This is a genomic window from Pseudarthrobacter naphthalenicus, assembly GCF_029076445.1.
GTDB lineage: Bacteria > Actinomycetota > Actinomycetes > Actinomycetales > Micrococcaceae > Arthrobacter > Arthrobacter naphthalenicus.
This window is the reverse complement of sequence record NZ_JARESG010000008.1, coordinates 141,391-164,459: the sequence shown is the minus strand read 5'-3', so window position 1 is coordinate 164,459 and position 23,069 is coordinate 141,391. Positions and strand designations below refer to the sequence as shown.

Sequence of the window (23,069 nt, the reverse complement as noted above, 5' to 3'; positions counted from 1 at the left end):
CTTCGCACTGTGTTCCGGAAAGCCGGCAATGCCGGTGCGTTGCGCGCCCAAGTTCGGCGCGCAACGCTACTTCCGGATCAGGCGCGCGAATCCCGGATGGCCCGGTTGACTGCGGAAATGACGGCCTTCAACGAGGAGGTGCTGGTGTTGGCGTCCATGCCGACACCCCACAGGACCCGCTCCCCCACTGCGCATTCAACGTAGGCGGCAGCGCTGGCGTTTCCGCCTTCCGAGAGTGCGTGTTCGCTGTAGTCCAGAACCCGCACGTCCACGCCGTCGTCGTGCAGGATGCTCAGCAGCGCTGCGATGGGGCCGTTTCCGGTCCCGGTGCGGCGGACCTGGGCACCGTCCACGGTGAGGTTGGCGTGCAGGGTGGTCAGGCCGCCGTCGTCATTGGTTTCCGTGCTGAAGGAGCCCAGCGAATAACGTCCCCACTGGCCGTCCGGCTGGCCGGACGGCAGGTACTCGTCCTGGAAGATCTGCCAGAGCTGGGCACCGGTGACTTCACCGCCCACGGTGTCCGTCCGCTTCTGGATGACGCCGGAGAACTCGATCTGGGCACGGCGCGGCAGGTCCAGGCTGTGTTCGTTCTTGAGCAGGTACGCCACGCCGCCCTTGCCGGATTGTGAATTCACGCGGATGACGGCTTCGTAGCTCCGGCCCAGGTCCTTGGGATCAACGGGGAGGTACGGGACGGCCCAGGTGAAGTCGGCAACGTCCTTGCCTGCGGCGGCCGCGTCCCGCTCCAGGGCCTCGAAACCCTTCTTGATGGCGTCCTGGTGCGAGCCGGAAAACGCCGTGAAGACGAGGTCGCCGCCATAAGGGGTGCGTTCGGCCACCGGCAGCTGGTTGCAGTATTCGACGGTGCGGCGGATTTCATCGATGTTGGAGAAATCGATCATCGGATCGATGCCCTGCACAAACATGTTCAGTCCCAGCGTGACCAGGTCCACGTTGCCGGTCCGCTCGCCGTTGCCGAACAGGCAGCCCTCGATCCGGTCCGCACCGGCGAGGTAACCCAGCTCGGCCGCGGCCACACCGGTGCCCCGGTCATTGTGCGGGTGCAGGGAAAGAATGATGCCCTCGCGGGGGTGCAGGTGCCGGTGCATCCACTCGATGGAATCCGCGTAAACGTTCGGGGTGGCCATTTCCACCGTGGCAGGCAGGTTAATGATGACCTGGCTGTCTGCGGAGGCTTCGAACACATCCGCTATGGCGTTGCAGACCCGGGCGGCATACTCAAGTTCCGTTCCCGTGAAGGATTCCGGCGAGTACTCATAGGTGATGTGCGTGTCAACGAGGGTTTCCTCGTACTTCTTGCACAGCCGGGCGCCCTGCAGGGCAATGTCCAGGATTCCGTCCTCGTCCTGGTTGAACACCACGCGGCGCTGCAGGACTGAGGTGGAGTTGTAGAGGTGCACAATGGCCTGCTTGGCTCCCACCAGTGACTCGTAGGTGCGCTCGATCAGCTGCTCGCGTGCCTGGGTCAGGACCTGGATGGTCACGTCATCGGGAATGTGGTTTCCCTCGATGAGCTGCCGGACAAAGTCGAAGTCGGTCTGCGAGGCGGACGGGAACCCCACCTCGATCTCCTTGTAGCCCATCCGGACCAGCAGGTCGAACATCTTCATCTTGCGGGCCGGACTCATAGGATCAATCAGGGCCTGGTTGCCGTCACGCAGGTCCACCGCGCACCAGCGCGGGGCCTTGGTAATGACTTTGTCCGGCCAGGTGCGGTCAGGCAGTTCGACGGTGATCTGGTCCTGGAATGGCAGGTACCGGTGGGCGGGCATTCCGGAGGGCTTCTGTGCGTTTTGCATTACTATCGGGGCCTTTTCTGTGGTTCAAATCTGAAAGGGTGGCCGGGCAACACAATCTCCGCGACGAGGGTGGGCCTTGCGCTAGATCGCGTCTGAGGCCTCGCCGCGGCAGCTAAGAAGAAGCAGGTCTGCGCGCACCATTTGAGAGTAACACGCGTGCGTAAGATGAAGGAGCACCACCTCCAGCAACGTCCACCATGCAGACGCCGCAGCCGGTGCAAGCGCCAGCTGGGGCACGCCACACAAAGGAGCCTCTGTGCCCATCTCGGGGATCGATCTGTCCAACATTGACCACACCGTCCGGCCGCAGGATGACCTGTACCAGCACGTCAACGGGACGTGGCTCAAAGCCACCGAAATTCCTGATGACCGGCCCCTGGAGGGAACGTTCACGGCACTGCGTGACGGCGCGGAAATCGCAGTCCGGGACATCATCGGGGAAGCAGCCGCCAAAGGGGCGGCCGCCAGCGGCATAGAGCGGAAAGTCGGCGACCTGTACAACAGCTTCATGGACGAGGCCACGGTGGAGGCCAAGGGCATGGATCCCATCCGCGCCCGGCTCGGCGACGTCTTTGCCACCACGTCCGTGGCGGACCTCATGGCGCTGGCCGGAAGACTCTTCCGCTCCGACGTATCGGGGCTCTTCTACATCTACCCTGCGCCGGATGCCGGGAATCCGGACCGCGTGCTGCTCTACACCGGGCAGGGCGGCCTGGGCTTGCCCGATGAGTCGTACTACCGTGAAGAGAAGTTCGCGCCCATGGTTGCGGCCTACCAGGCGTATGTCCGGAACATGTTTGCCCTGGCCGGGGTGGAAGACGCCGAACAGGCCGCGGGTCGCGTGGTTTCCCTCGAAACCAGCCTCGCTTCCCACCACTGGGACAACGTCACGCTTCGGGACCCGCAGAAGACCTACAACCTGAAGTCCTCCGAGGAGGCAGCCGCACTGTTCCCGCTCCTGGGCACGTGGTTCGAGGCCGCCCGGATCGACGCCGACAAACGGGCCGAGATTGTAGTGAGCACTCCTGACTTCTTCAGTGGGGCGGCGGCACTGCTGGAGTCCGAGCCGCTGCCTGTGTGGCAGGAATGGCTGGCACTGCGCGTCATCAACGCCGCCGCACAGTACCTTTCCGCGGAGTTCGTGGACGCCAACTTTGCCTTCTACGGGACAACCATCAGTGGTACGCCCCGTAACAAGGACCGCTGGAAGCGTGCTGTGGCCGTCGTGGAGGCCGCCCTTGGGGAAGCCGTGGGCCAGATCTATGTGTCCAAGCATTTCCCCGAGTCGCATAAGGCACGGATGCAGACCCTCGTGGCCAATCTGATCGAGGCCTACCGGCAGAGCATCACCGGGCTGGACTGGATGGGCGAGGACACCAAAGCCGAGGCACTCCGGAAATTGGGTGCGTTCCGGGCCAAGATCGGCTACCCGGATAAGTGGATCGATTACTCGGCAGTGGAAATCGATCCCGCCGATCTCCTCGGCAACGTGGAGCGGGCCCATAATGCCGACGTCGACCGTCACCTTGATGAGGTCGGCAAGCCGGTGGACCACGATAAATGGCTCATGACCCCGCAAACGGTGAACGCTTACTACCACCCGATGCTCAACGAAATCGTCTTCCCCGCAGCCATCCTGCAGCCGCCGTTCTTTACGGCCGACGCTGACGACGCTGTGAACTACGGTGGGATCGGTGCAGTGATCGGTCACGAGATCGGCCACGGTTTTGATGACCAGGGCTCGCAGTTCGACGGCAGCGGGGCGTTGCGGAATTGGTGGTCCGAGGATGACCGCAAGGCGTTTGAAGAGCGCACGGCGAAACTGGTGGCCCAGTTCGACGCCCTGTCCCCGTATGCCGCCCCGGGGCACAACGTCAACGGCAAACTGACGCTGGGCGAAAACATTGGCGACCTTGGCGGCCTGACCATCGGGTACAAGGCCTACCTCCTGAGCCTCGACGGCCAGGAGCCTGAGGTCCTGGACGGGCTGACCGGGCAGCAGCGCTTCTTCGCGTCCTGGGCAGCAGGCTGGCGCCAAGTCATTCGTCCCGAGGAAGCCATCCGCAGGCTCGCCACGGATCCCCACTCCCCCAACGAGTTCCGGACCAACGCCATCGCCAAAAACCTCGATGCTTTCCATGAGGCTTTCGACGTGACCGAAGTGGACGGCATGTGGATGGCCCCGGAAGCGCGCGTCAGCATCTGGTAGTTCCCACCGCAGCCCGATAGGCCGCCGAAGAGAACGCAGCGCACAAAAGAGGCGGGGCCGGTGGCCCCGCCTCTTTTACTGCACCCGGGTCCTCTTTGAGTGCACCCGCGTCAGCGGACGATCAGGTAGGGATTTGCCTGTTGGCAACTCTTGTCACCGGCGGTCTGATTGACGATGTCTTCCGGCAGGGCCACCGGGCCGCCGCCGGCCCCGTAGGTGACGCCGGTGGTGAAGTCGGTGCCGAGATAGGCCTGCACTCCGGCCACACCGGGAGCGGACTGAACCTGGGCGGCCGGAATGCCCAGCAGGGCGGCCACATCAGCGGCAACGTCCTCAAAGCCGGTCCCGTAGTACACCGCGCTTTGCGTCACCGGCGTCGCGGCAAACTGACCTGTCTGTGTGAAGCCGCCGGCCACGAGTGCCTGCACTATTTCCTGGGCGCGGCCCGGCACGCCGCTGCCGTTGGCAACGGTGACGGGCTGGATGGCCTTGTTGTACGACGGAACGGGCGGCGCGGTTTCTGTTGGCGCCGCGGAGGGCGTGGTTGTTGCCGGCGGTGCCGTGGGGTTTGTGAGGTCCACGTCGTCCCGGAGCGCCTTGAACAGCTGGGAACCTGCCGGTTCAGCGATCTGGAGCCGGTTGGGATCTGAAACAGCCGGCGTTGTGGGGACTGCCACAAAAGCCACCTTGCTGATGTCGATGTCCTTGAGCCGGTTGCCTATGGTGAGTAGCGACGGCACGGAGGCGAGACCTTCGTCCACGGTGAGGTTCTGGGTGACGGTGTCCGCGATGGTCAGCATTTTCGCCGGGTTGGACAGGGTGCCGTCGTCTTTGATTTTCCGGGTGAGGGATGACAGGAATCCCTGTTGGGCCTTGATTCGCCCCAGGTCCCCGCCGTCGGCAAAGGCGTGCCGGGTGCGCAGGAACGCGAGTGCCATTTCCCCCTGCACGGACGAGGTTCCGGCCGGGAGCCGGAGGTGGGAGTCCGGGTCGTAGACGGCGTCGCTGATGCAGACGTCCACACCGCCCACGGTGTTGGAGAGTTCCTTGACAGCGTTGAAGTCAGCCATCATGAAATGGTCCACCTTCAGGCCGGTCAGTTTGTTGACTGTGTCCACGGCACAGCCGATGCCGGCGAGTGACATTGCCTCGTTGATCATCACGCCACTGAGGGCGGGATAGGACAGTTTTGTCTTCTGGTCGGTGCACTGCGGAATGTCCACCAACAGGTCCCGCGGGAAACTGATGACGCTAACGCGTTTGTTATCGGCGGAGATGTCCATCAGCATCATGACATCGGACTTGCCGTAACCCTTGGAGTCTTCCACCGAGCCATAATCGGCGTTCTTGCCGTCCCGGGTATCAGAGCCCAGGATCAGAATCTGCAACCTGCCCGTTGAATCGCTGCCCGTGCCGGCGGTGTCGTCCCCCGCACTGAGCGGTGCGGTGGTGATGTTCGACTGGAGGCGGAAGTACCAGTAACCGGCGAAGCCGAGGCCGCCGAGCAAGGCAATTGTCAGGACGGCAGTGGTCACCTTCAACCATGCGGGCATGCGCCGCTGTCCCCCGAGGTGCCGGGCTACGCCGACGGCGCTGGCGTCCGCGTGCCGGGATACCGGACCGCCGGCAGACACGTCAGCTCCGGACTCGCGATTGTCGCGGCTTTGCCCCATGTGGTGTACCTTCCTCGAATATTTGAATCCGGTCTATTTTAGTTGCCATTTCTGGGAACTTCCCGTTGACCGGCCGGGGCAGGGCGCGCCGCTGGGTCAGAAACCCAGCTTGACCAGCTGTTTAGGGTCCCGCTGCCAGTCCTTGGCGACCTTCACGTGGAGGTCCAGGTAGATGCGGGCGCCCAGCAGCGCCTCAATGGCCTTGCGGGCATTGGTGCCCACCTCGCGGAGCCTGGCGCCGCCCTTGCCGATGATGATGGCTTTCTGGGAAGGGCGCTCCACGTAGAGATTGACCCGGACATCCAGGAAGGGCCGATCCTCCGGCCGGCCTTCACGCGGGACTATTTCATCGACGACGACGGCCAGGGAGTGCGGCAACTCGTCGCGGACGCCTTCCAAGGCCGCCTCCCGGATGAGTTCGGCGATCATCACGGCTTCCGGTTCGTCCGTCAGGTGCCCGTCGGGGTATAGCGGAGGCGACGGCGGCATATGGCTGATGAGTACATCCGTGAGGGTGCTCACTTGGAAGCCGTCGGCAGCGGAGACCGGAACGATGTCCTTCCAGCCGTCTTCGCCCAGAACCTCCCGGCCCAACGCGGCTACGGCGAGCAGCTGCTCGGTGAGGGCCTGCCGGTCCACCAGGTCTGCCTTGGTCACAATGGCAATGAGGGGCTTGCTGCCGAGCTGTGCCAGCTGGGCAGCGATGTATTTGTCGCCGGGGCCGATTTTCTCGTTGGCGGGGAGGCAGAAGCCGATCGCGTCGACTTCCGCCAGGGTGTCAGCCACCAGGTCGTTGAGCCGCTTGCCCAGCAGGGTGCGGGGACGGTGCAGCCCCGGAGTGTCGACGAGGACCAGTTGGGCGTCCTCCCGGTGGACGATGCCCCTGATGGTATGCCGCGTGGTTTGCGGCTTCGCGGAGGTGATGGCGACCTTTTGCCCCACCAGGGCGTTCGTCAGGGTGGATTTCCCCGCGTTGGGCCGTCCTACCAGGACCGAAAACCCGGCCCGGTAACCGCCGTAGTCCGGTGTGTCAGAGCCGTGGCCGGCCGGTCGGTTATTTTTCTTGCTCACGTGGAACTCCCTGCTGGGTTGCGTTCGCCTCGTCAAAGAGGTCTTCAAGGTCAGTGTCTATCTTTGGAACAGCAGCTGCAATGATGTGGCTGACCCGGTTGCGCCGGCCTTCCAGCCGTTCTGCGCGCAGCGAGATGCCGTCCACCTCCACGTGGCTGCCAACGATCGGCACCCGGCCCAGGGCCTTGGCCAGGAGGCCGCCCACGGTGTCCACTTCGTCATCATCGAGCTCGATGTCGAACAGTTCACCGAGGTCGTCAATGCTCATGCGTGCGCTGACGCGGTAGGCGCCGCCGCCGAGGGCCACGGCTTCAGCGCTTTCGGTGTCGTATTCGTCCACAATTTCCCCGACGATTTCCTCGATGAGGTCCTCGAGTGTCACCAGGCCGGCCGTGCCACCGTATTCGTCGATGACGATGGCCACGTGGGTGGATTCCTTCTGCAGCTCCCGCAGCAGCTCGCTCACCGGTTTGGACTCCGGGACGTACCTGACTTCACGGGCCAGCGCTTCAACCGGCGGCGGTTCGTCATCAGGTCCCAGCTCGTGCAGCGTGGCGGCCACGTCCTTGAGGTAGACGATTCCGAGGATATGGTCGGTGTCGTCGCTGATGACGGGGATGCGCGAGTAGCCGGACCGCAGGAACAGCGACATTGCCCGGCGAAGGCTCGAACCGGCGTCGATGCTGAGGATGTCTGTCCTGGGGACCATAACGGCGCGCACCAGCGTATCGCCGAAATCAAAGACGGACTGGATCATTTCCGCTTCGTTGTCTTCGATCATGTCCGACTCGGAAGCCCGGTCCACAAGTTCGCGGAACTCCTGCTCACTGAAGAACGCATCGTCTCCCGCCGGCGCACCCGGTGCCGCAGCGCTGCCGATCGCCACGAGCCACCTCGGGATCGGGCCGAGGATCCAGGTGAGGAACCGGATCAGGGGCGCCGTGTACCGGACCACGGCGCCCGAATGCAGCCTGCCGATCTGGCGCGGCGAGACCCCGACGATGACAAACCCCAGCAGCGCCATGATGCCCGTGGCGGCCAGGCCTGCCAGCCAGACGTTGTCCAGGAGGCTGTGCAGGAGCACGGCGACGGCCACGGCGGACGCCATCTCGAACCAGATCCGCCAAAACCGCAAAGCCCTGATATGCGCCACCGGCTGGGCCAGGATGCGCCGCATGGCGTTGCCCTTGCTCTTGACGAGCGCCTCCCCGGCGTCATGCCGGGGAAGGAAAGTGAACGCGGCGTCGGCAGCAGTAAGTAAGGCGGCGGTGCTAAGAAAAACCAGGGCCATGCCAACAAGGAGCAGGGGCGTCACTGCGTGGTCTCGGCGGGTGCGTCTTTGCCCGTGAACCCGGAGAGCAGCTGGCGCTGGAGGCCAAACATTTCCTCCTTCTCCTCCGGCTCGGCGTGGTCATAGCCCAGCAGGTGGAGAATGCCATGCGTGGTCAGGAGCAGCATCTCGTCCTGCAGTCCGTGCCCGGCGTTGGCGGCCTGCACCTGCGCTACCTGGGGGCATACGGCAATGTCGCCGAGCATCCCCTGCGGGGTGGGCCGGTCCGGGGTACCTGGCGTGAGCTCGTCCATGGGTACCGAGAGAACGTCCGTCGAGCCGGGCTCGTCCATGAGTTCGATGTGCAGTTTTTCCATGGCCGGTTCATCCACCAGCAGGATGGACAGTTCCGCCTGGGGGTGAATGTACAGCTGTTCAAAAACGTACCGGGACAGGGCCACGAGCTCCGCTTCGTCAACTTCGATGCCGGATTCGTTATTCACTTCGATGCTCATGCGCGTTCCGTCCGCTTCTCACGGCTTACCGAGTGTTTGACTTTGTTCCGCTGGACATCGTCCCAGATGCTGTAGGCCCGAACGATGTCCCCCACCAGGCGGTGACGGACCACGTCAGTGGAATCCAGCACGGAGAAGTTGACGTCCTCAATGCCCTGCAGGATTTCCTCCACGATGCGCAGCCCCGAACGCGTCCCGAACGGAAGGTCCACCTGGGTGACGTCGCCGGTGACGACCATCTTTGAGCCGAAGCCCAGCCGGGTCAGGAACATCTTCATCTGTTCCGGGGTGGTGTTTTGTGCCTCGTCAAGGATGATGAATGCGTCGTTCAGGGTCCGCCCGCGCATATAGGCAAGCGGGGCAACTTCGATGGTCCCGGCGGCCATGAGGCGCGGAATCGATTCGGGGTCCATCATGTCGTGGAGCGCATCATAAAGCGGACGCAGGTAGGGATCGATCTTGTCACTGAGGGTGCCGGGCAGGAACCCCAGACGTTCACCGGCTTCGACCGCCGGCCTCGTCAGGATGATGCGGCTGACTTCCTTCTGCTGCAGCGCCTGGACCGCCTTCGCCATGGCCAGGAAGGTTTTTCCGGTGCCGGCGGGGCCGATGCCGAAGATCACGGTGTTGGCATCGATGGCGTCAACATAGTTCTTCTGGTTCAGCGTCTTGGGCCGGATGGTCTTTCCCCGGCTGGACAGGATGTCATGGGTGAGGACGTCAACGGGGTTCTGCAGGGACTGGCTGCGGAGCAACGCCACGAGCTGCTGCAGTACTGCGGGGCTGATAACGGTTCCCCGGGCCACAAGGCCGCGCACTTCATGGAGCAGGCGCATGATGCGGGGAACTTCGTCCGCCGGACCGCTGATGGAAAGTTCGTTTCCGCGGACGTGGAAGTTTACCGCCGGGAACTGTTCTTCGATGTACCGCAGGGCCTCATCATGACTGCCGAGCGACTGGACCATCTGATCGGAGTTGTCAAAGAGCACCACCTCCGTCCGGACACCGGGAAGTGAATGGGGAAATTCCCCGGCGGCGCGCTCAGTGTTCAGCCTGCGCTTTCCGTTCGTTGATTCAGTCATGGTGCTGGCCCGCGGGCCCGTGATCTCCTCCGGTTCGGACTTGGTACCGCCGGTTGCTGCGTGAGCGGCCTGTTGCCGAGCACGCCGGAGCCAGCGTTTCCTTCCATCTTACGCCAGCAGGGCACTGGCGGCGGCGACCCGGGACGCCACGTAACAGGCGTTTCCAGGGACCCGGCTGCCCGATCACCGGCGGTGTTAGATATCAACTTCATATCAGCCGCATATCGTTCCCGTTGCAGTTGGGACGGGGAGGAGTTTTGGGCCCTTTCCGGCGGCCTCGCTATGCCATGCTTGAAGTTCAGCCGTCCGGGGACCGGCTTACCGGGGCCCTGCCCCATCATTCGCAGCCAGGAAGGACACGGGCTATCAGAGTGCCGGAAACACCCGACACCCGCACGGCCGAGCATGCCGTGCGGCCGTTGCGCACGCGGGCTGTCCTGGTCCTTTTTCCGGCCCTCCTTCTCCTGACCGGCTGTATTGCAGATCCCGGCCCCCAGCCCACCCTGACGGCGAACTCCACCGCGGCCGCCACCGGCTCACCTGGCGCGGCCTCTACGAGCGCACCCCTGGAAACCACCCAGTCGTCCAACAAAGCGCCTGTGTATTGGATTGGCCGCAGTAACGGCAGCGTCTATCTTTACCGGGAGTTCCGGGATGTCCCGGAGCAGGAAAACCCGGTCACCCGTGCACTGCGCGCCATGATGTCCGAAAAGCCCCTCGACCCGGATTACTTCACTCCCTGGCAGAGCCCCACTGAGCTGGCAACGTCAATCTCGGGAAAGAATGTCATTACCGTTGATGTCTCGGCGGATGCCTTCAACAGCAATCTCGACGCCGACATGGCAGTTCGTGCCATCCAGCAGTTGATCTTCACCGCCACTGCGGCTGCGGCCAGTTCCGGGCTCATCGATTCGGGCCAGCAGATTCAGGTGCGGGTCCTGGTAGACAGCCATACTGATTATGTGGCCTTCAACCATGTCCGGTTGGGTGCCCCGATGTCCCGGGCGGCCGGCATGGTGGCGCCCGTGTGGATCATCGATCCCCAGGAAGGCACCGAAGTTCCTACCGGCAGTGTGAAGATTACGGGCCGCAGCACGGTGCCGGGGGGCAAGCTGAGGTGGCAGATCCTGCGGTCCGCGGGGAACGCCGACAAGTCGGCGTACCTGACCGGTGAGACAACAGCCGGGGCTGATTCGGCGCAGTCCGGGCTCTTCACGCTTTCGCTCAGTCTCCCGCCGGGAACCTACGAGCTCCGCGTGTGGCAGGCGGATGGCAGCAGCGGCCAGGAACTGAACGTGGACACACGAAAGTTCAACGTCAAGTAGCGGCTGGTTCAGGCGGCCCAGTCAGTTCAGGCGGGCCAGTCAGTTCAGGACGTCGGGGCATTCAGGCGGCCCAGCACGTCGCTCGCAAGCACAACCGCGGCGGGTCCGGCCGTGGAGGATCTCAGGACGTGGTGGCCCAGGAGCGCCGTCACGGCACCCACATCGCAGAGCCTGGTGACTTCCCGGGGACTGATCCCACCCTCCGGACCAACGATGAGCAGAATTTCCCGGGGACCCTGGCCCGCGGGCAGTCCTGCCTGCCAGGCCTCCAGCACCGATCGCAGCGGACGGACGGCGTCTTCGTGCAGGATCACGGCAAGGTCCGCTGCGGCCACGGCGGCAACCAGGCCCGGGGTCTCGACGACGGCGCGCACCTCCGGGATCCAGGCCCGGCGGGCCTGCTTGGCGGCGGCCGTGACGACAGACTGCCATTTGGCGTGGGCTTTCGCCGCGCGCTCCCCCTTCCAACGGACAATTGACCGTTCCGACTGCCAGGGAACAACGGCGTCGATGCCCAGTTCAGTGGCCGTTTCGATGGCGAGTTCATCGCGGTCACCTTTGGCCAGTGCCTGAACCAGGACCAGCCGGATGCCCGGCTGGTCCTCCATGGCCAGCTTGGTGCATTCAACAGTGAGTTCCGACGGCGAGGTGGAAACAACCGTTCCAGTAAGTCGCCTGCCTGCACCGTCGGCAATGTCCACGGACTCCCCCGGCGCCAGTCGCTTGACTGTTACCGCATGGCGCGCTTCAGGGCCCTGCAGGGTGAACCGGGCCCCCGGCACCAGCTGGTCCAGCGACCCGGCGCCGCTGAAGAAGACTGGGTTACTCACTGCTAGAGGTTACCGAACCGGTCCCGCAGCTTGGCGAAGACTCCGCCGCTGGCCGTCAGCTTGCCTTCAGTGAACTGCTCACCCCGCAGCTTGGCGAGCTGACGCAGCAGGTCCTCCTGCGCCGGGTCGAGCTTCGAAGGCGTCTCCACCTGCAGGTGGACCAACAGGTCACCGCGGCCGTAGCCACGAAGATGCGTTACGCCCAGCCCGCGCAGCGTGATGACCTCACCGGACTGGGTGCCGGCTTTGACGTCGATTTCCTGCAGCCCGTCGAAGGTTTCCAAGGACACTTCCGTGCCCAGGGCGGCCGCGGTCATGGGGATGTGCAAAGTCGCGTGCAGGTCATCGCCGTCGCGGACAAAGGTGGGATCGTTGTTGACCCGGATTTCAACGTAGAGGTCACCGGCAGGTCCGCCGGCAGGTCCGGCCTCGCCCTGCCCGGAAAGCTGGATCCGGGTGCCTGTTGCCACGCCGGCAGGCACTTTGATGGTGAGTGACCGGCGGCTGCGGATACGGCCCTGGCCGTTGCACTCATTGCAGGGGTCCTTAATGACGGTTCCGAAGCCCTCGCAGGTGCCGCAGGGGGCGGCCGTCATGACCTGGCCCAGGATGGAGCGCACGGCCCGCTGGACCTGGCCGCTGCCACCGCAGATATCGCAGCGTTCAGGGTGGCTGCCCTCGCGGCAGCACGAACCGTTACAGGTGGGGCAGGTGACGGCGGTATCCACTTCGAGTTTGCGGTTGACGCCGAAAACGGCGTCGCGCAGTTCGATCCGGACACTGATCAGCGCGTCCTGGCCGCGGCGGACCCGGGAGGCGGGACCCGAGGACCCGCCCGCACCGAAGAACGTATCGAAGATGTCCTGGAACGCGAACCCCTGGCCGGCGTAGGACCCGCCGCCGAAGCCGTTGTCAGTACCGTTTTCGTTGCCGGTGGTGTCATATACACGGCGCTTCTGGGGGTCCGAAAGGACCTCGTAGGCGTGGGTGACGGCCTTGAAGCGGTCCGACGCATCGTCCCCGGGGTTAACGTCCGGGTGAAGGGTGCGGGCCAGCTTGCGGTAGGCCTTCTTGATCTCTTCTCCGGTGGCTTCCGGCGAGACCCCGAGGACGTCGTAGTGGCTGCTCAAAGTTCGTATCTCTTCCCTGTTGTACTGCCGGCGGCGGTGCTGCCGGCACTGCTCTTCGTGCCTGGGCCGGCTGTTAAGGGCCCAGAATTCTTGACAGATAACGGGCTACTGCCCGCACTGCGGCCATGGTGGTGGGATAGTCCATCCGGGTGGGCCCCAGGACACCAACCTTGGCGGTGCTGTCCGGTCCGTAGGCGGTGGCCACCACGGAAGCTTCGGCGAGCCCGTCGTACGGGTTTTCCCGGCCTATGCTCACGGTCACGCCGCGCGGGTCCTGCGCCATGTCGCTGAGCAGGCGGAGCAGGACTACCTGTTCCTCCAGTGCTTCCAGGACAGGGCCGATGCTGAGGGGGAAATCCACATTGGACCGGGCAAGGTTCGCGGTGCCGGCCATCACCATGCGGTCCTCCCTGCTGCTGTGGGCGAGCGTCTCCAGTCCATGGGCCAGCGCCTGGGCAGCTGCCCGCTGGCCCGGGGCGACGGAGGACACCACACCAGGCAGGGACTGGGCCAGCCGGCTCAGCGGTGTTCCGGCCAGCGAACCGAGGAAGTGTGTCCGCAAAGCGGCGATGGCATCCTCGCCGAGGTCCTGGCCGACGTCGATCACACGCTGTTCCACCTTGCCGGTGGTGGCGATCAGCACCAGGAGGACCTGGCGTGGTGCCAGAAGGACAAATTCGATGTGGCGGATGGTGGCCCGGCTCAGGTGCGGGTACTGCACCACTGCCACCTGGTTGGTCAGCTGGGAAAGCAGCCTGACTGTCCTGTCCAGGACGTCATCCAAGTCATCCGCACCCTCCAGCAGCGACTGGATGGCCTTCTTCTCCGCCGGGGACAGAGGTTTGACGGCCGAGATCTGGTCCACAAACAGCCGGTAGCCCTTGTCCGTGGGGATCCGGCCCGCACTGGTGTGCGGAGCGGTAATCAGGCCCTCATCTTCCAGGGCGGCCATGTCGTTCCGGATGGTGGCGCTGGACACGCCGAGGTGGTGGCGCTCAACCAGGGCCTTGGAACCAACAGGCTCCCGGGAGTGCACGTAGTCCTCCACGATGGCCCGCAGTACTTCCAGTTTGCGCGGCTCGCTCACACTCCACCTCCATCCAGGATTGCCATTCACTGCTTAGGTATTGGTCGCGGTTCGTTAGCACTCGACATGCCTAAGTGCTAACAGTCTAATATGACTCGCCCCGTTGTTAGCATTGGTACCGCTCCGGGCGAACATTCGGCGGCACGATCTAGCGCAAGGTGGAATGAATCCATGCAGTACCAGAACTGGGGTCCTCAGGAGATTGCCGCGCCCGTCCGGAGCGAACTCCCCGAAGTACCAGTGGAGCGCGGCATGGTCATCGAAGACGCCCAGTCCGGCTGGGTCGGAGCGGTGACCCGGGTAGAGAAGTCCGGCGGCATGCATGTGGTTGCCCTTGAAGACCGGCGGGGCAAATCGCGGTCCTTCAAGCTGGGCTTCGGCTTCCTCCTCGAAGGCCAGCCCATCAGGCTGATGCCCCCGGCGCCCAGGCAGAACGCGGCCATGCCGGCTGGACGCACGGCGTCCGGCTCGGTCCGCGTGGCGGGCCAGCGTGCCCAGGTGGCCAAGGCAAGCCGGATCTGGGTGGAGGGAAAGCATGACGCCGAACTCGTGGAAAAAGTGTGGGGGGACGATCTGCGGGTGGAGGGCATCGTCGTCGAGCCTTTGCACGGCATCGATGACCTCGCGGGGGCGGTGGCCGAATTCGGTCCCGGGCCCAACCGGCGGCTGGGGATCCTGGTGGATCACCTTGTGCCGGACTCCAAAGAGTGGCGGATCGCCGCCGGGGTGATGGCGTCGAAGGGCGCCGCCGGGAACGTGCTGCTTGTCGGGCACCCCTACGTTGACGTGTGGCAGGCGATCCGCCCTGCGGTGCTGGGCATTGAACAGTGGCCGGTGGTACCCCGCGGGCAGGATTGGAAAACCGGCATCCTTGCGGCATTTGGCTGGCCGCACGCCACGAAGGAAGACATCGGCCTGGGCTGGCAAAAACTGCTGGGCGCGGTCCGCAGTTACGCGGACCTGGAAGCGTCGCTCCTCGGGCGGGTGGAGGAGGTCATCGACTTCCTGACGGCGCCATGACCCCTGGCGCCTCACCCGCTGCCGGGCTGTTCCGGCCCTGGCCCCTGCGGACGACGGCAGCATTTGGCGGCACAACAAGTATTCTTGGTAGTGCGGAGGCTGTTCCTGCATCAGCCCGGCATTCTCCACATCAGCACGATTGCACTTTCGAAGGATGAAACCGTGGCACAAAACGCACGCGAGCACCGGGACGACCAAGGCCGTTCCGAGTACCAGGGCGTCCCCGCAAACGCGTTGCCCCTCACTGCCAGCGAGGACCGGCAATGGGCCACACTGGCACACTTTGGCGGGATCCTCGGTTGTGTGCCGTCCCTGCTGATCTACCTCATCTTCCGTGAACGCGGACCGTTCACCGCACAGGAATCCAAGGAAGCGCTGAACTTCAGCCTGCCGCCCACCATCGCGGCGCTGGTGGCCAATCTTCTGGTCTTTATTCCGGTGGTGGGCAACATCTTTGCCGTCATCGCCACCCTCATCTGGATTGCACTGACCTGCTTCTCGGTGTCCGCCGGCATCCATGTCAACAAGGGCCAGCCGCACCGTTACCAGTACAACCTGCGCTGGATCAAATAGCGCCCAAGCACCGCTGGTGGCAGCGTTGCCTTGGCAGGACTAGTCGGGCAGGATCCTGCGGACCACTGCGTCCGCCAGGAGGCGGCCCTTCAGGGTCAGCACGAGCGTTCCCCTGATGGCGGCCGGCGCGTCAACGAGGCCTTCGGCCATGAGCCCGGCCACGGCGCGGCGTCCTGACTCCCCCAACGTTGCGATGGCGAGCCCCGAAACGAGCCGCGCCTCCAGCATGACGCGCTCCATTTCCCGCGTTTCGGCGTCGAGCGTTTCCCTGCCCGCCGCCGGCGAGAGCCCCTGGGCAAGACGCCCGGCGTAGGCGGTGGGGTGCTTGACGTTCCACCAGCGCACACCGCCCACATGCGAGTGCGCTCCCGGGCCGATGCCCCACCAGTCATCCCCGCGCCAGTAGGCCAGATTGTGGCGGCACGCCTGCTCCGGCGTCCGGGACCAGTTGCTGACCTCATACCAGCTGAGGCCTGCTTCGCCGATGAGCTGATCAGCGAGTTCGTACTTGTCGGCGTGGTCGTCGTCGTCGATGCCCGGGACGTCGCCCCGGCGGATCTGGGCGGCCAGCTTGGTGCCGTCCTCCACGATCAGCGCGTAGGCACTGATGTGGTCCGGCTCGTAGGACAGGGCCGTCTCCAGGGAGAACCGCCAGTCGTCCAGGGATTCGCCCGGCGTTCCGTAGATCAGGTCCAGGCTGACGGCTAATCCGGCCTCGCGGGCCCATTGCACCACCTGGGGCACCCTGCTGGGAGTGTGCGTGCGGTCCAGGACTTTAAGAACGTGCGGGACGGCTGACTGCATGCCGAAGGAGACCCGGGTGAAGCCTGCGTTTTTCAGGACCGCCAGGGATTCCGGGGTGACGGAATCGGGGTTCGCTTCGGTGGTGACTTCAGCACCGTCCTCCAGACCCCATTCTTCGACGGCGGCGCCCAGGATCCGCGCGAGGTCATCGGCCGGGAGCAGGGTGGGGGTTCCGCCGCCGAAGAACACTGTGCTCATGGGGCGGGCCGGGAGGCCGGATTCGGTGAGGACCCGTGCTCCAAGCCGGACTTCGGAGATCGCCGTGTCCGCATAGGCGTCCTGCGAGGCTCCGCCGCCCAGTTCGGTGGCGGTGTAGGTGTTGAAATCGCAGTACCCGCACCGGACAGCGCAGAACGGGATGTGCACATACAGTCCGAAAGCCCGGCGCCCTGCACCGTCTGCTGCCTGGTCAGGCAGCAGACCGTCCGACGGCGCCGGGTCACCAAGGGGAAGAACGCTAGGCATCAGCGGGTCCCCCACTGAGCGGTGGTCACTTCTTTTTGGCCTTGTCCTTTGATTCGTCGGTGGTGAGTGCAGCGATGAACGCTTCCTGCGGCACCTCCACCGTACCCACCATCTTCATGCGTTTCTTACCTTCTTTTTGCTTCTCCAGCAGCTTGCGCTTACGTGAAATATCGCCGCCGTAGCACTTGGCGAGCACATCCTTGCGGATGGCGCGGATGCTTTCACGGGCGATGATCCGTGAGCCGATTGCGGCCTGGATGGGCACCTCGAACTGCTGGCGGGGAATGAGTTCGCGCAGCTTGGTGGTCATCATCACGCCGTAGGCGTATGCCTTGTCGCGGTGCGTAATCGCGGAGAACGCATCCACCTGTTCCCCTTGGAGCATGATGTCAACCTTGACCAGATCGGCCACCTGGTCGCCGTCGGCCTTCCAGTCCAGCGAGCCGTAGCCACGGGTCTTGGATTTGAGGATGTCGAAGAAGTCAAAGACAATTTCGGCCAGGGGCAGGCGGTAACGGATTTCCACCCGGTCCTCGGAGAGGTAGTCCATGCCGCCCATCACACCGCGCCGGCTCTGGCAAAGTTCCATGATGGCGCCCACGAATTCGTTGGGCGCCAGGATGGTGGCGGACACCATCGGCTCGCGGACCTCCGCGATCTTGCCGGACGGGTACTCGCTGGGGTTGGTCACGTGGACCACTTTCTTGTCCTCCAGCGTGACCTCGTACTCCACGTTGGGAGCGGTGGAGATGAGGTCCAGGTTGTACTCGCGTTCGAGCCGCTCACGCGTGATTTCCAGGTGGAGCAGGCCCAGGAAACCGACACGGAAGCCGAAGCCCAGCGCGGCCGACGTCTCGGGCTCGTACACCAGTGCGGCGTCGTTGAGCATCAGCTTCTCGAGCGCGTCGCGGAGCACCGGGTAGTCAGTGCCGTCCAGCGGGTACAGGCCGGAGAACACCATGGGCTTGGCGTCGGCATAGCCGGGGAGGGAGTCAGCGGCCGGCTTGGCAAGGTTGGTGACGGTATCGCCAACCTTGGACAGGCGCACATCCTTAACCCCGGTGATCAGGTAACCGACCTCGCCGACGCCCAGGCCTTTGGACGGGGTGGGTTCCGGCGAGCTCACGCCGATCTCGAGGAGTTCGTGCGTGGCCCGGGTGGACATCATCTGGATGCGCTCACGGGGATGCAGCATGCCGTCCACCACGCGGACGTAGGTAACAACGCCGCGGTACGTGTCGTAGACCGAATCGAAAATCATGGCCCGCGCAGGAGCGTTGGGGTCGCCCACGGGCGCCGGCAGGTCGCGGACAATCTTGTCCAGCAGCACCTCGACGCCCATGCCGGTCTTTCCCGACACACGGAGGACGTCTTCAGGCTCGCCACCGATCAGGCTGGCGAGCTCCGCCGCGTACTTCTCGGGCTGGGCGGCCGGCAGGTCGATCTTGTTCAGCACCGGAATGATGGTGAGGTTGTTCTCCATCGCCAAGTACAGGTTGGCGAGCGTCTGCGCTTCAATGCCCTGGGCCGCATCCACGAGCAGGACTGCGCCTTCGCAGGCTGCCAGCGAGCGGGAGACCTCGTAGGTGAAGTCCACGTGGCCGGGAGTGTCGATCATGTTCAAGGCGTAGCTCTTGCCATCGAGTTCCCAGGGCATACGAACGGCCTGGGATTTGATGGTGATGCCGCGTTCGCGTTCGATGTCCATGCGATCCAGGTACTGGGCCTTCATATCGCGCGGCTGAACCACCCCGGTCAACTGCAGCATCCGGTCGGCCAGGGTGGACTTACCGTGGTCAATGTGCGCGATGATGCAGAAATTCCGAATGATGGCCGGATCTGTCGCGGCGGGCACCGGGGCGGTGCGGGCCATGGGAGACACGCAGGGTCCTTACTGTTGGCATTCACTGATGGCTTTTCGGCGATCCGGCAGGACGCACCAAGGGCACCCTGCGGCCTGACCGCATATTTTGAACCTCCAGTGTCCCACGTCCGGACGCCGCGCATTGCATTGTTCGGCAAACTGCGGCCGCTCCACGGGGCAACGATAGTGTTTTCCCCATGCCTATAAACTTCCGCTCTCTGGCCAACGCCGTCCGGGCCTCCGTCAGGGTGCTGCAGAAACTGAGGTCCGGCGCTGCCAGGCCTGCGGTAAAAACTGAGCCGAAGGCCGGCCGTAAGACGGCGCCGGCGGTTGCCGGCTATCCGGGGGACTTCACCGGCGCCGTAAACATCCGCTACGCTCCCCGCCCCGACGGCAGCCCCGATCCCGGCGAGATTGTCTGGTCCTGGGTGCCCTTCGAGGAGGACCACTCGCGGGGGAAGGACCGCCCGGTGCTGCTGGTCGGGAAGAGCGGCCGGTACCTGCTCGGCGTCATGCTCACCAGCAAGGACCACGACCAGGACAGTCGCCGCGCCGGCGACTATGTGGACATCGGCGCCGGCGCCTGGGACCGGCAGCGGCGGCCCAGTGAAGCGAACCTCGGGAGGATCCTGCAGTTGGCACCGGACAGCATCCGGCGCGAGGGTGCCGTGCTCGGGCGCAAGCCCTTCGATGAGGTGGCTGCAGGCCTGCGCCGGCGGCACGGCTGGAACTAGCGCGCCGGAATAGTCAGCCTTCCGGTGCGTCTGCTATTCTTTATAGCTGTGTGTCCGTGCAGGTCGACGGCCACTGATGGTTGGCCGCCATAGGTATCCCCACGCCGCTCAGTCAATGGCCAATCTGAAAGCCCTCTAGACCATTTCCGCATTAAAAAGAGAGTTCACACGTGGCTAATATCAAGTCCCAGAAGAAGCGCATCCTCACCAACGAGAAGGCACGCCTGCGCAACAACGCAGTCAAGTCTGAGCTGAAGACGGCCATCCGCGCCGTCAACACCGCCGTTGAGTCCACCGACAAGGATGCAGCTGCTGCTGCCCTGGTTGCTGCCAGCCGCAAGCTGGACAAGGCTGTCAGCAAGGGTGTTCTGCACAAGAACAACGCAGCGAACCGCAAGTCGGCGATCTCCAAGAAGGTCAACGCACTGTAAGGTTTCCAGTTCGTCAGAACTGATGATTGAGGCCGGCCCCCATTGGGGGCCGGCCTCAACTCTTTAACGCCGCAGTCCCCGGGCCTGACATCGCTCCAGCAACACCTGACATCGCTCCGGAACATGAGCCGGTGACAGCATCGGGTAGTAACAGCGCGGGTAGTGCCGGCACGTGTCAGTCTCCGCCGTATCAGTGCCGCTGCGCTGACGTGGCGATGACGGTCACCGCATGTTCAACCGCATAGACCGGATCCCGGGACAGGCCTTTCACCTGCGCGTCGGCCTCGGCCGTCGCCTGGATGGCGCGGACCAGCCCCTCCGGGGTCCAGCGGCGGACATCCCGCTGGGCCTGCTCCACCAGCCAGGGCTGCATGCCCAGTTCCCTGGCTATCTGAGCGGATGAGCCCTGGGCCCCGGCCACTTTGGCCAGTGTCCGCAGCTTGGCTGCCAGCGCGGCAACCAGCGGCACGGGGTCAGCCCCGGTGGCCAGGGCGTGCCGCAGGGTGGACAGGGCGAGCGGGCCGTTACCCGCCATCGCGGCGTCGGCCACTTTGAAGGCCGTGGCTTCGATCCTGCCGCCGTAATAGCGGTCCACCAGCTCCGGAGTCACCGCACCCGTGGCATCTGCGATCAGCTGGCTGCAGGCTGCGGCCAGCTCCGACAGGTTGGCTCCCACGGCATTGACCAGGGTCTGCACTGCATCGGAGGTAATCTTCCGTCCCGCAGCCCGGAATTCTGCGGTTACGAAGGCTGCCTTGTCCGCATCCTTCTTCAGTGGCTGGCAGTCAACCACCGGCCAGCCGCCGGCCTTGACGGCGTCAAGGAGTTTCTTGCCGCGGACTCCTCCGGCGTGCCTGAGCACGAGAACCGCGTCAGGTTCAGGACGGGACAGGTATGCCAGGGCATCAGCGAGGAAGGCGTCGTTCATGCCCTCAACACCCTCCACCTCGATGAGTTTGTGTTCGCCAAAGAGCGACGGGCTCACGTTCATGGCGAGGGTGCCCGCCTCATAGCTGCCGGCAGCCAGGCGGCTGACCTCAACATCGGGAAACGCGGTCCGTACCTGTGCCCGGATGTGGTCCATGGCGCGGATCCCGAGATATTCTTCGGGCCCACCCACCAGGACGACTCCAGCGGGGCTTACGTCCCGCCAGGAGGCCACATTGGACGGCGCTGATTTGGTTCGGGCGGCTTGGGCTGCGGCCATGGTGGATTCCTCCCGGAAATTCTGGTGCAGTGTCTAAGCCTGCCACGGCCAACCCGCGCCTCCAAGCCGCCACCTCCGAACCGGCTCCTGTTCCTCAGGGAGCCGGATGGACGCCAGTAAAGCACGCTGAGGGCTTGAAACCGGTTGTCCGCCGCGTTCAGCATGCCGACCGTCCGGGCATGGAGCCCCAGGACCATGCGCAATGCCTCACGCGGGCGGGCAGCTCCCCAAAGTGCGGCGAGGGTCAAAACGGAGAACAGCACCATCGTCAGGAGACCGAACCCGCCTTCCGGCCAAGGAAGGACTGATCCGGGCAGGCCCGCGGCCGTCCGGGCGGTGCCGGCCACACCGGCACTGAATGTGCCGGCGACTGCGATCAGCGCTGTAGCCAGCCAAGGTGCCCAAGCCACCAATGGCACAGCGGCCGTTCCCAGCAGCGTCACCGGCGCCACCAACGGCGCGGCCACCATGTTCGCCGGCAGGGCATAGGTCGAAAACTGTGGCTGCAGCAGGACGATGACCGGGCCGCATAGCAGCTGCGCTGACAGCGGCACCGCAAGGGCCGCCGCTGCCCAACGGGGAACCACCGCCGGAGTCCAGTCCATGATCCGTGGCCCGAGGACAATGATCCCCAGCGTCGCGAGCACCGAAAGCAGAAAGCCGAAGCTGGTGGCCAGGCCGGGATCGGCCAGCAACAGGCCCATCACAGCCAGGCAGAGGTAGCTGAGTCCCCGCCCCACACGCCCACCGGCAAGTGAGGCCAACGCGATGGAACCCATCAGGGCCGCCCGCAGGACGCTGGCGTCAGGGCTAACGAGCACAACAAACATACCCAGGCCAGCCAGCGCGAGGCCGGCCGCAGGGACCCGGGGTACCCTCAGGCTCCGGGCCGCCATCAGGAGGGCGCCCAGGACGAGGCTGCAGTTCGCCCCGCTTACTGCCGTCAGATGGGTCATGCCCACCGTCTTCATGGCCGCGCTGAGCCCTTCGTCCAAGGCCGAGGTGTCACCGGTGACCATGCCGGGCAGAAGTCCGCGGGCATCGGCGGCCAGGAACGAGGACGCGGCAACGTACCTACCCCTCAACTGCTTGGCCAGCACCTCCCCGGCCAGGGCGGCATCGGCGCCGACAGCTCCCGAAGCCGCGGGAGCCATCGACGCGGAGAGGATGGCTGCTTCCTGCTGGCCCGGCTCCGGTGGCCTCAGCTTTCCGGCGGCACGGACCAGTTGGCCCGGGACGACGTTGTCCCACCCGCGGGCGCCCATCACCAGGAGCTCCGCACGGGTACGGATGACAGTGCCGCCGACCGTGACCTCCTCGGTCCGGGCGGCCACCGACCACCGTTCCGGTGTGCCCGCCTGTCCCGGGAGCGTCAGGGCCCGCGCGGGACCGGTAATTTCCAGAACGGCCACCACGGACTTCCCGGCGGCCGCCGCTTCCGCGAAGGGTCCGTCGTGCCGCTGCGAGGACGAGACGGCGGAATGCGCCGCCGCGGCCGCGGCCAGGACCAACGCCACGGACGTCGTGGTGAGGAAGCTCCTGCGGGTGGCCCGCGGCTTCCCGCCGCGAAATGACCGGGCCAGCAGAGCGGTTGCCAGGACCAGCAAGCCGCTGCACAACAATGCCAGCAGCACAGGGCTCAACCAGGCACCCGCTACCGCGGCACCCCAAACAAGCAGCGCCGGCAGTCCCAGCCTGACGTCCGTGCGCCGGCGGGGCTTCTGGGCCGGCGTGGTCTCCTGTTCCCGGCCCTGCAGTTTCTTCCGGACGTGGGCGGCCAACGCCGCACTCCCCCGCCGCATCACAGGCGGTTGCACCGAGCGCTTTCGCCCTGAAGGTCCCTGTGATGGTGGCTGACTACCGGCGCGGTTCAGACGGGTACTGGTCGGTCCGGCACCGTTCCTGCCGGCGCTGTTCTGCACTGCAGAGTCGACAAAACGGCTCCAGGGGCTGCGTTGA

19 protein-coding genes are annotated in these 23,069 nt (G+C 64.9%); 6 read left to right on the top strand and 13 right to left on the bottom strand.

Annotation, left to right across the window (positions count from 1 at the left end; all coding sequences use genetic code 11):
• Positions 1–77: 77 nt before the first annotated feature.
• The gene (gene leuA / locus PY310_RS10275; RefSeq protein WP_275214283.1) at positions 78–1,820 is read right to left on the bottom strand and encodes a 2-isopropylmalate synthase; all 1,743 of its coding nucleotides are present in this window, start codon (positions 1,818–1,820) and stop codon (positions 78–80) included.
• Positions 1,821–2,076: 256 nt separating this feature from the next.
• On the opposite strand from leuA, the gene PY310_RS10270 reads away from it, so the two are divergent.
• Positions 2,077–4,029, top strand: a complete 1,953-nt coding sequence (locus tag PY310_RS10270; protein ID WP_275214282.1) for a M13 family metallopeptidase — start codon at positions 2,077–2,079, stop codon at positions 4,027–4,029.
• Positions 4,030–4,139: 110 nt separating this feature from the next.
• Here PY310_RS10270 and PY310_RS10265 read toward each other — a convergent pair whose 3' ends face one another.
• The 5 genes from PY310_RS10265 to PY310_RS10245 all read right to left on the bottom strand — a co-directional run bounded on the left by PY310_RS10265 (position 4,140) and on the right by PY310_RS10245 (position 9,640).
• Positions 4,140–5,702, bottom strand: coding sequence for an LCP family protein (locus tag PY310_RS10265; protein WP_275214281.1), 1,563 nt, complete (start codon positions 5,700–5,702; stop codon positions 4,140–4,142).
• Positions 5,703–5,798: 96 nt separating this feature from the next.
• Positions 5,799–6,773, bottom strand: a complete 975-nt coding sequence (gene era, locus PY310_RS10260; RefSeq protein WP_275214280.1) for a GTPase Era — start codon at positions 6,771–6,773, stop codon at positions 5,799–5,801.
• On the bottom strand, positions 6,757–8,088 hold the full coding sequence (locus PY310_RS10255; protein WP_275214279.1) for a hemolysin family protein: 1,332 nt from the start codon (positions 8,086–8,088) through the stop codon (positions 6,757–6,759). Before PY310_RS10255 ends, era begins: the two co-directional genes overlap by 17 nt.
• On the bottom strand, positions 8,085–8,558 hold the full coding sequence (gene ybeY, locus PY310_RS10250; protein ID WP_275214278.1) for an rRNA maturation RNase YbeY: 474 nt from the start codon (positions 8,556–8,558) through the stop codon (positions 8,085–8,087). The genes PY310_RS10255 and ybeY overlap by 4 nt, the downstream gene beginning before the upstream one ends.
• Positions 8,555–9,640: a PhoH family protein gene (locus tag PY310_RS10245; RefSeq protein ID WP_275214277.1), complete on the bottom strand. Its 1,086-nt coding sequence runs from the start codon at positions 9,638–9,640 to the stop codon at positions 8,555–8,557. The genes ybeY and PY310_RS10245 overlap by 4 nt, the downstream gene beginning before the upstream one ends.
• A gap of 371 nt (positions 9,641–10,011) precedes the next feature.
• On the opposite strand from PY310_RS10245, the gene PY310_RS10240 reads away from it, so the two are divergent.
• Positions 10,012–10,965 (top strand): GerMN domain-containing protein, encoded by a 954-nt coding sequence (locus PY310_RS10240; RefSeq protein WP_414004213.1) that lies wholly within the window; start codon positions 10,012–10,014, stop codon positions 10,963–10,965.
• A 44-nt stretch (positions 10,966–11,009) separates the two neighbouring features.
• Here PY310_RS10240 and PY310_RS10235 read toward each other — a convergent pair whose 3' ends face one another.
• From PY310_RS10235 to hrcA, 3 genes are all read right to left on the bottom strand, one after another.
• A complete protein-coding gene (locus PY310_RS10235) occupies positions 11,010–11,795 on the bottom strand; it encodes a 16S rRNA (uracil(1498)-N(3))-methyltransferase (RefSeq protein ID WP_275214276.1) in 786 nt (261 codons plus the stop codon).
• Between the two features lie 2 nt (positions 11,796–11,797).
• The gene (gene dnaJ, locus PY310_RS10230) at positions 11,798–12,925 is read right to left on the bottom strand and encodes a molecular chaperone DnaJ (RefSeq protein WP_275214275.1); all 1,128 of its coding nucleotides are present in this window, start codon (positions 12,923–12,925) and stop codon (positions 11,798–11,800) included.
• Between the two features lie 73 nt (positions 12,926–12,998).
• Positions 12,999–14,012, bottom strand: a complete 1,014-nt coding sequence (gene hrcA, locus PY310_RS10225; RefSeq protein WP_275214274.1) for a heat-inducible transcriptional repressor HrcA — start codon at positions 14,010–14,012, stop codon at positions 12,999–13,001.
• A gap of 171 nt (positions 14,013–14,183) precedes the next feature.
• Between hrcA and PY310_RS10220 the strand changes: the two genes are divergently transcribed.
• Both PY310_RS10220 and PY310_RS10215 read left to right on the top strand, forming a co-directional pair.
• Entirely contained in the window at positions 14,184–15,032 is an 849-nt protein-coding gene (locus PY310_RS10220; protein WP_275214273.1) for a DUF3097 domain-containing protein, read from the top strand.
• Positions 15,033–15,194: 162 nt separating this feature from the next.
• Positions 15,195–15,605, top strand: coding sequence for a DUF4870 domain-containing protein (locus PY310_RS10215; protein WP_255768960.1), 411 nt, complete (start codon positions 15,195–15,197; stop codon positions 15,603–15,605).
• A 39-nt stretch (positions 15,606–15,644) separates the two neighbouring features.
• Here PY310_RS10215 and hemW read toward each other — a convergent pair whose 3' ends face one another.
• The gene (gene hemW, locus PY310_RS10210; RefSeq protein ID WP_275214272.1) at positions 15,645–16,874 is read right to left on the bottom strand and encodes a radical SAM family heme chaperone HemW; all 1,230 of its coding nucleotides are present in this window, start codon (positions 16,872–16,874) and stop codon (positions 15,645–15,647) included.
• A 25-nt stretch (positions 16,875–16,899) separates the two neighbouring features.
• Positions 16,900–18,756 (bottom strand): translation elongation factor 4, encoded by a 1,857-nt coding sequence (gene lepA, locus PY310_RS10205; protein ID WP_275214271.1) that lies wholly within the window; start codon positions 18,754–18,756, stop codon positions 16,900–16,902.
• Between the two features lie 179 nt (positions 18,757–18,935).
• Between lepA and PY310_RS10200 the strand changes: the two genes are divergently transcribed.
• Together PY310_RS10200 and rpsT are read left to right on the top strand one after the other, a co-directional pair.
• Positions 18,936–19,472 (top strand): type II toxin-antitoxin system PemK/MazF family toxin, encoded by a 537-nt coding sequence (locus tag PY310_RS10200; RefSeq protein ID WP_275214270.1) that lies wholly within the window; start codon positions 18,936–18,938, stop codon positions 19,470–19,472.
• Between the two features lie 170 nt (positions 19,473–19,642).
• Positions 19,643–19,903 (top strand): 30S ribosomal protein S20, encoded by a 261-nt coding sequence (gene rpsT / locus PY310_RS10195; RefSeq protein WP_011692086.1) that lies wholly within the window; start codon positions 19,643–19,645, stop codon positions 19,901–19,903.
• A 190-nt stretch (positions 19,904–20,093) separates the two neighbouring features.
• On the opposite strand, the gene holA is transcribed toward rpsT, so the two are convergent.
• A complete protein-coding gene (gene holA, locus PY310_RS10190) occupies positions 20,094–21,110 on the bottom strand; it encodes a DNA polymerase III subunit delta (protein WP_275214269.1) in 1,017 nt (338 codons plus the stop codon).
• Positions 21,044–22,891, bottom strand: coding sequence for a ComEC/Rec2 family competence protein (locus tag PY310_RS10185; RefSeq protein ID WP_275214268.1), 1,848 nt, complete (start codon positions 22,889–22,891; stop codon positions 21,044–21,046). The genes holA and PY310_RS10185 overlap by 67 nt, the downstream gene beginning before the upstream one ends.
• Between the last annotated feature and the right edge of the window lie 178 nt (positions 22,892–23,069).

What these genes read in the sequence shown, in the direction of transcription:
- PY310_RS10200 (WP_275214270.1), top strand. Translation starts at nt 18,936, where the DNA reads ATGCCTATAAACTTCCGCTCTCTGGCCAACGCCGTCCGGGCCTCCGTC.
- PY310_RS10245 (WP_275214277.1), bottom strand. Translation starts at nt 9,640, where the DNA reads ATGACTGAATCAACGAACGGAAAGCGCAGGCTGAACACTGAGCGCGCC.
- leuA (WP_275214283.1), bottom strand. Translation starts at nt 1,820, where the DNA reads ATGCAAAACGCACAGAAGCCCTCCGGAATGCCCGCCCACCGGTACCTG.
- PY310_RS10265 (WP_275214281.1), bottom strand. Translation starts at nt 5,702, where the DNA reads ATGGGGCAAAGCCGCGACAATCGCGAGTCCGGAGCTGACGTGTCTGCC.
- hemW (WP_275214272.1), bottom strand. Translation starts at nt 16,874, where the DNA reads ATGCCTAGCGTTCTTCCCCTTGGTGACCCGGCGCCGTCGGACGGTCTG.
- holA (WP_275214269.1), bottom strand. Translation starts at nt 21,110, where the DNA reads ATGGCCGCAGCCCAAGCCGCCCGAACCAAATCAGCGCCGTCCAATGTG.
- PY310_RS10220 (WP_275214273.1), top strand. Translation starts at nt 14,184, where the DNA reads ATGCAGTACCAGAACTGGGGTCCTCAGGAGATTGCCGCGCCCGTCCGG.
- ybeY (WP_275214278.1), bottom strand. Translation starts at nt 8,558, where the DNA reads ATGAGCATCGAAGTGAATAACGAATCCGGCATCGAAGTTGACGAAGCG.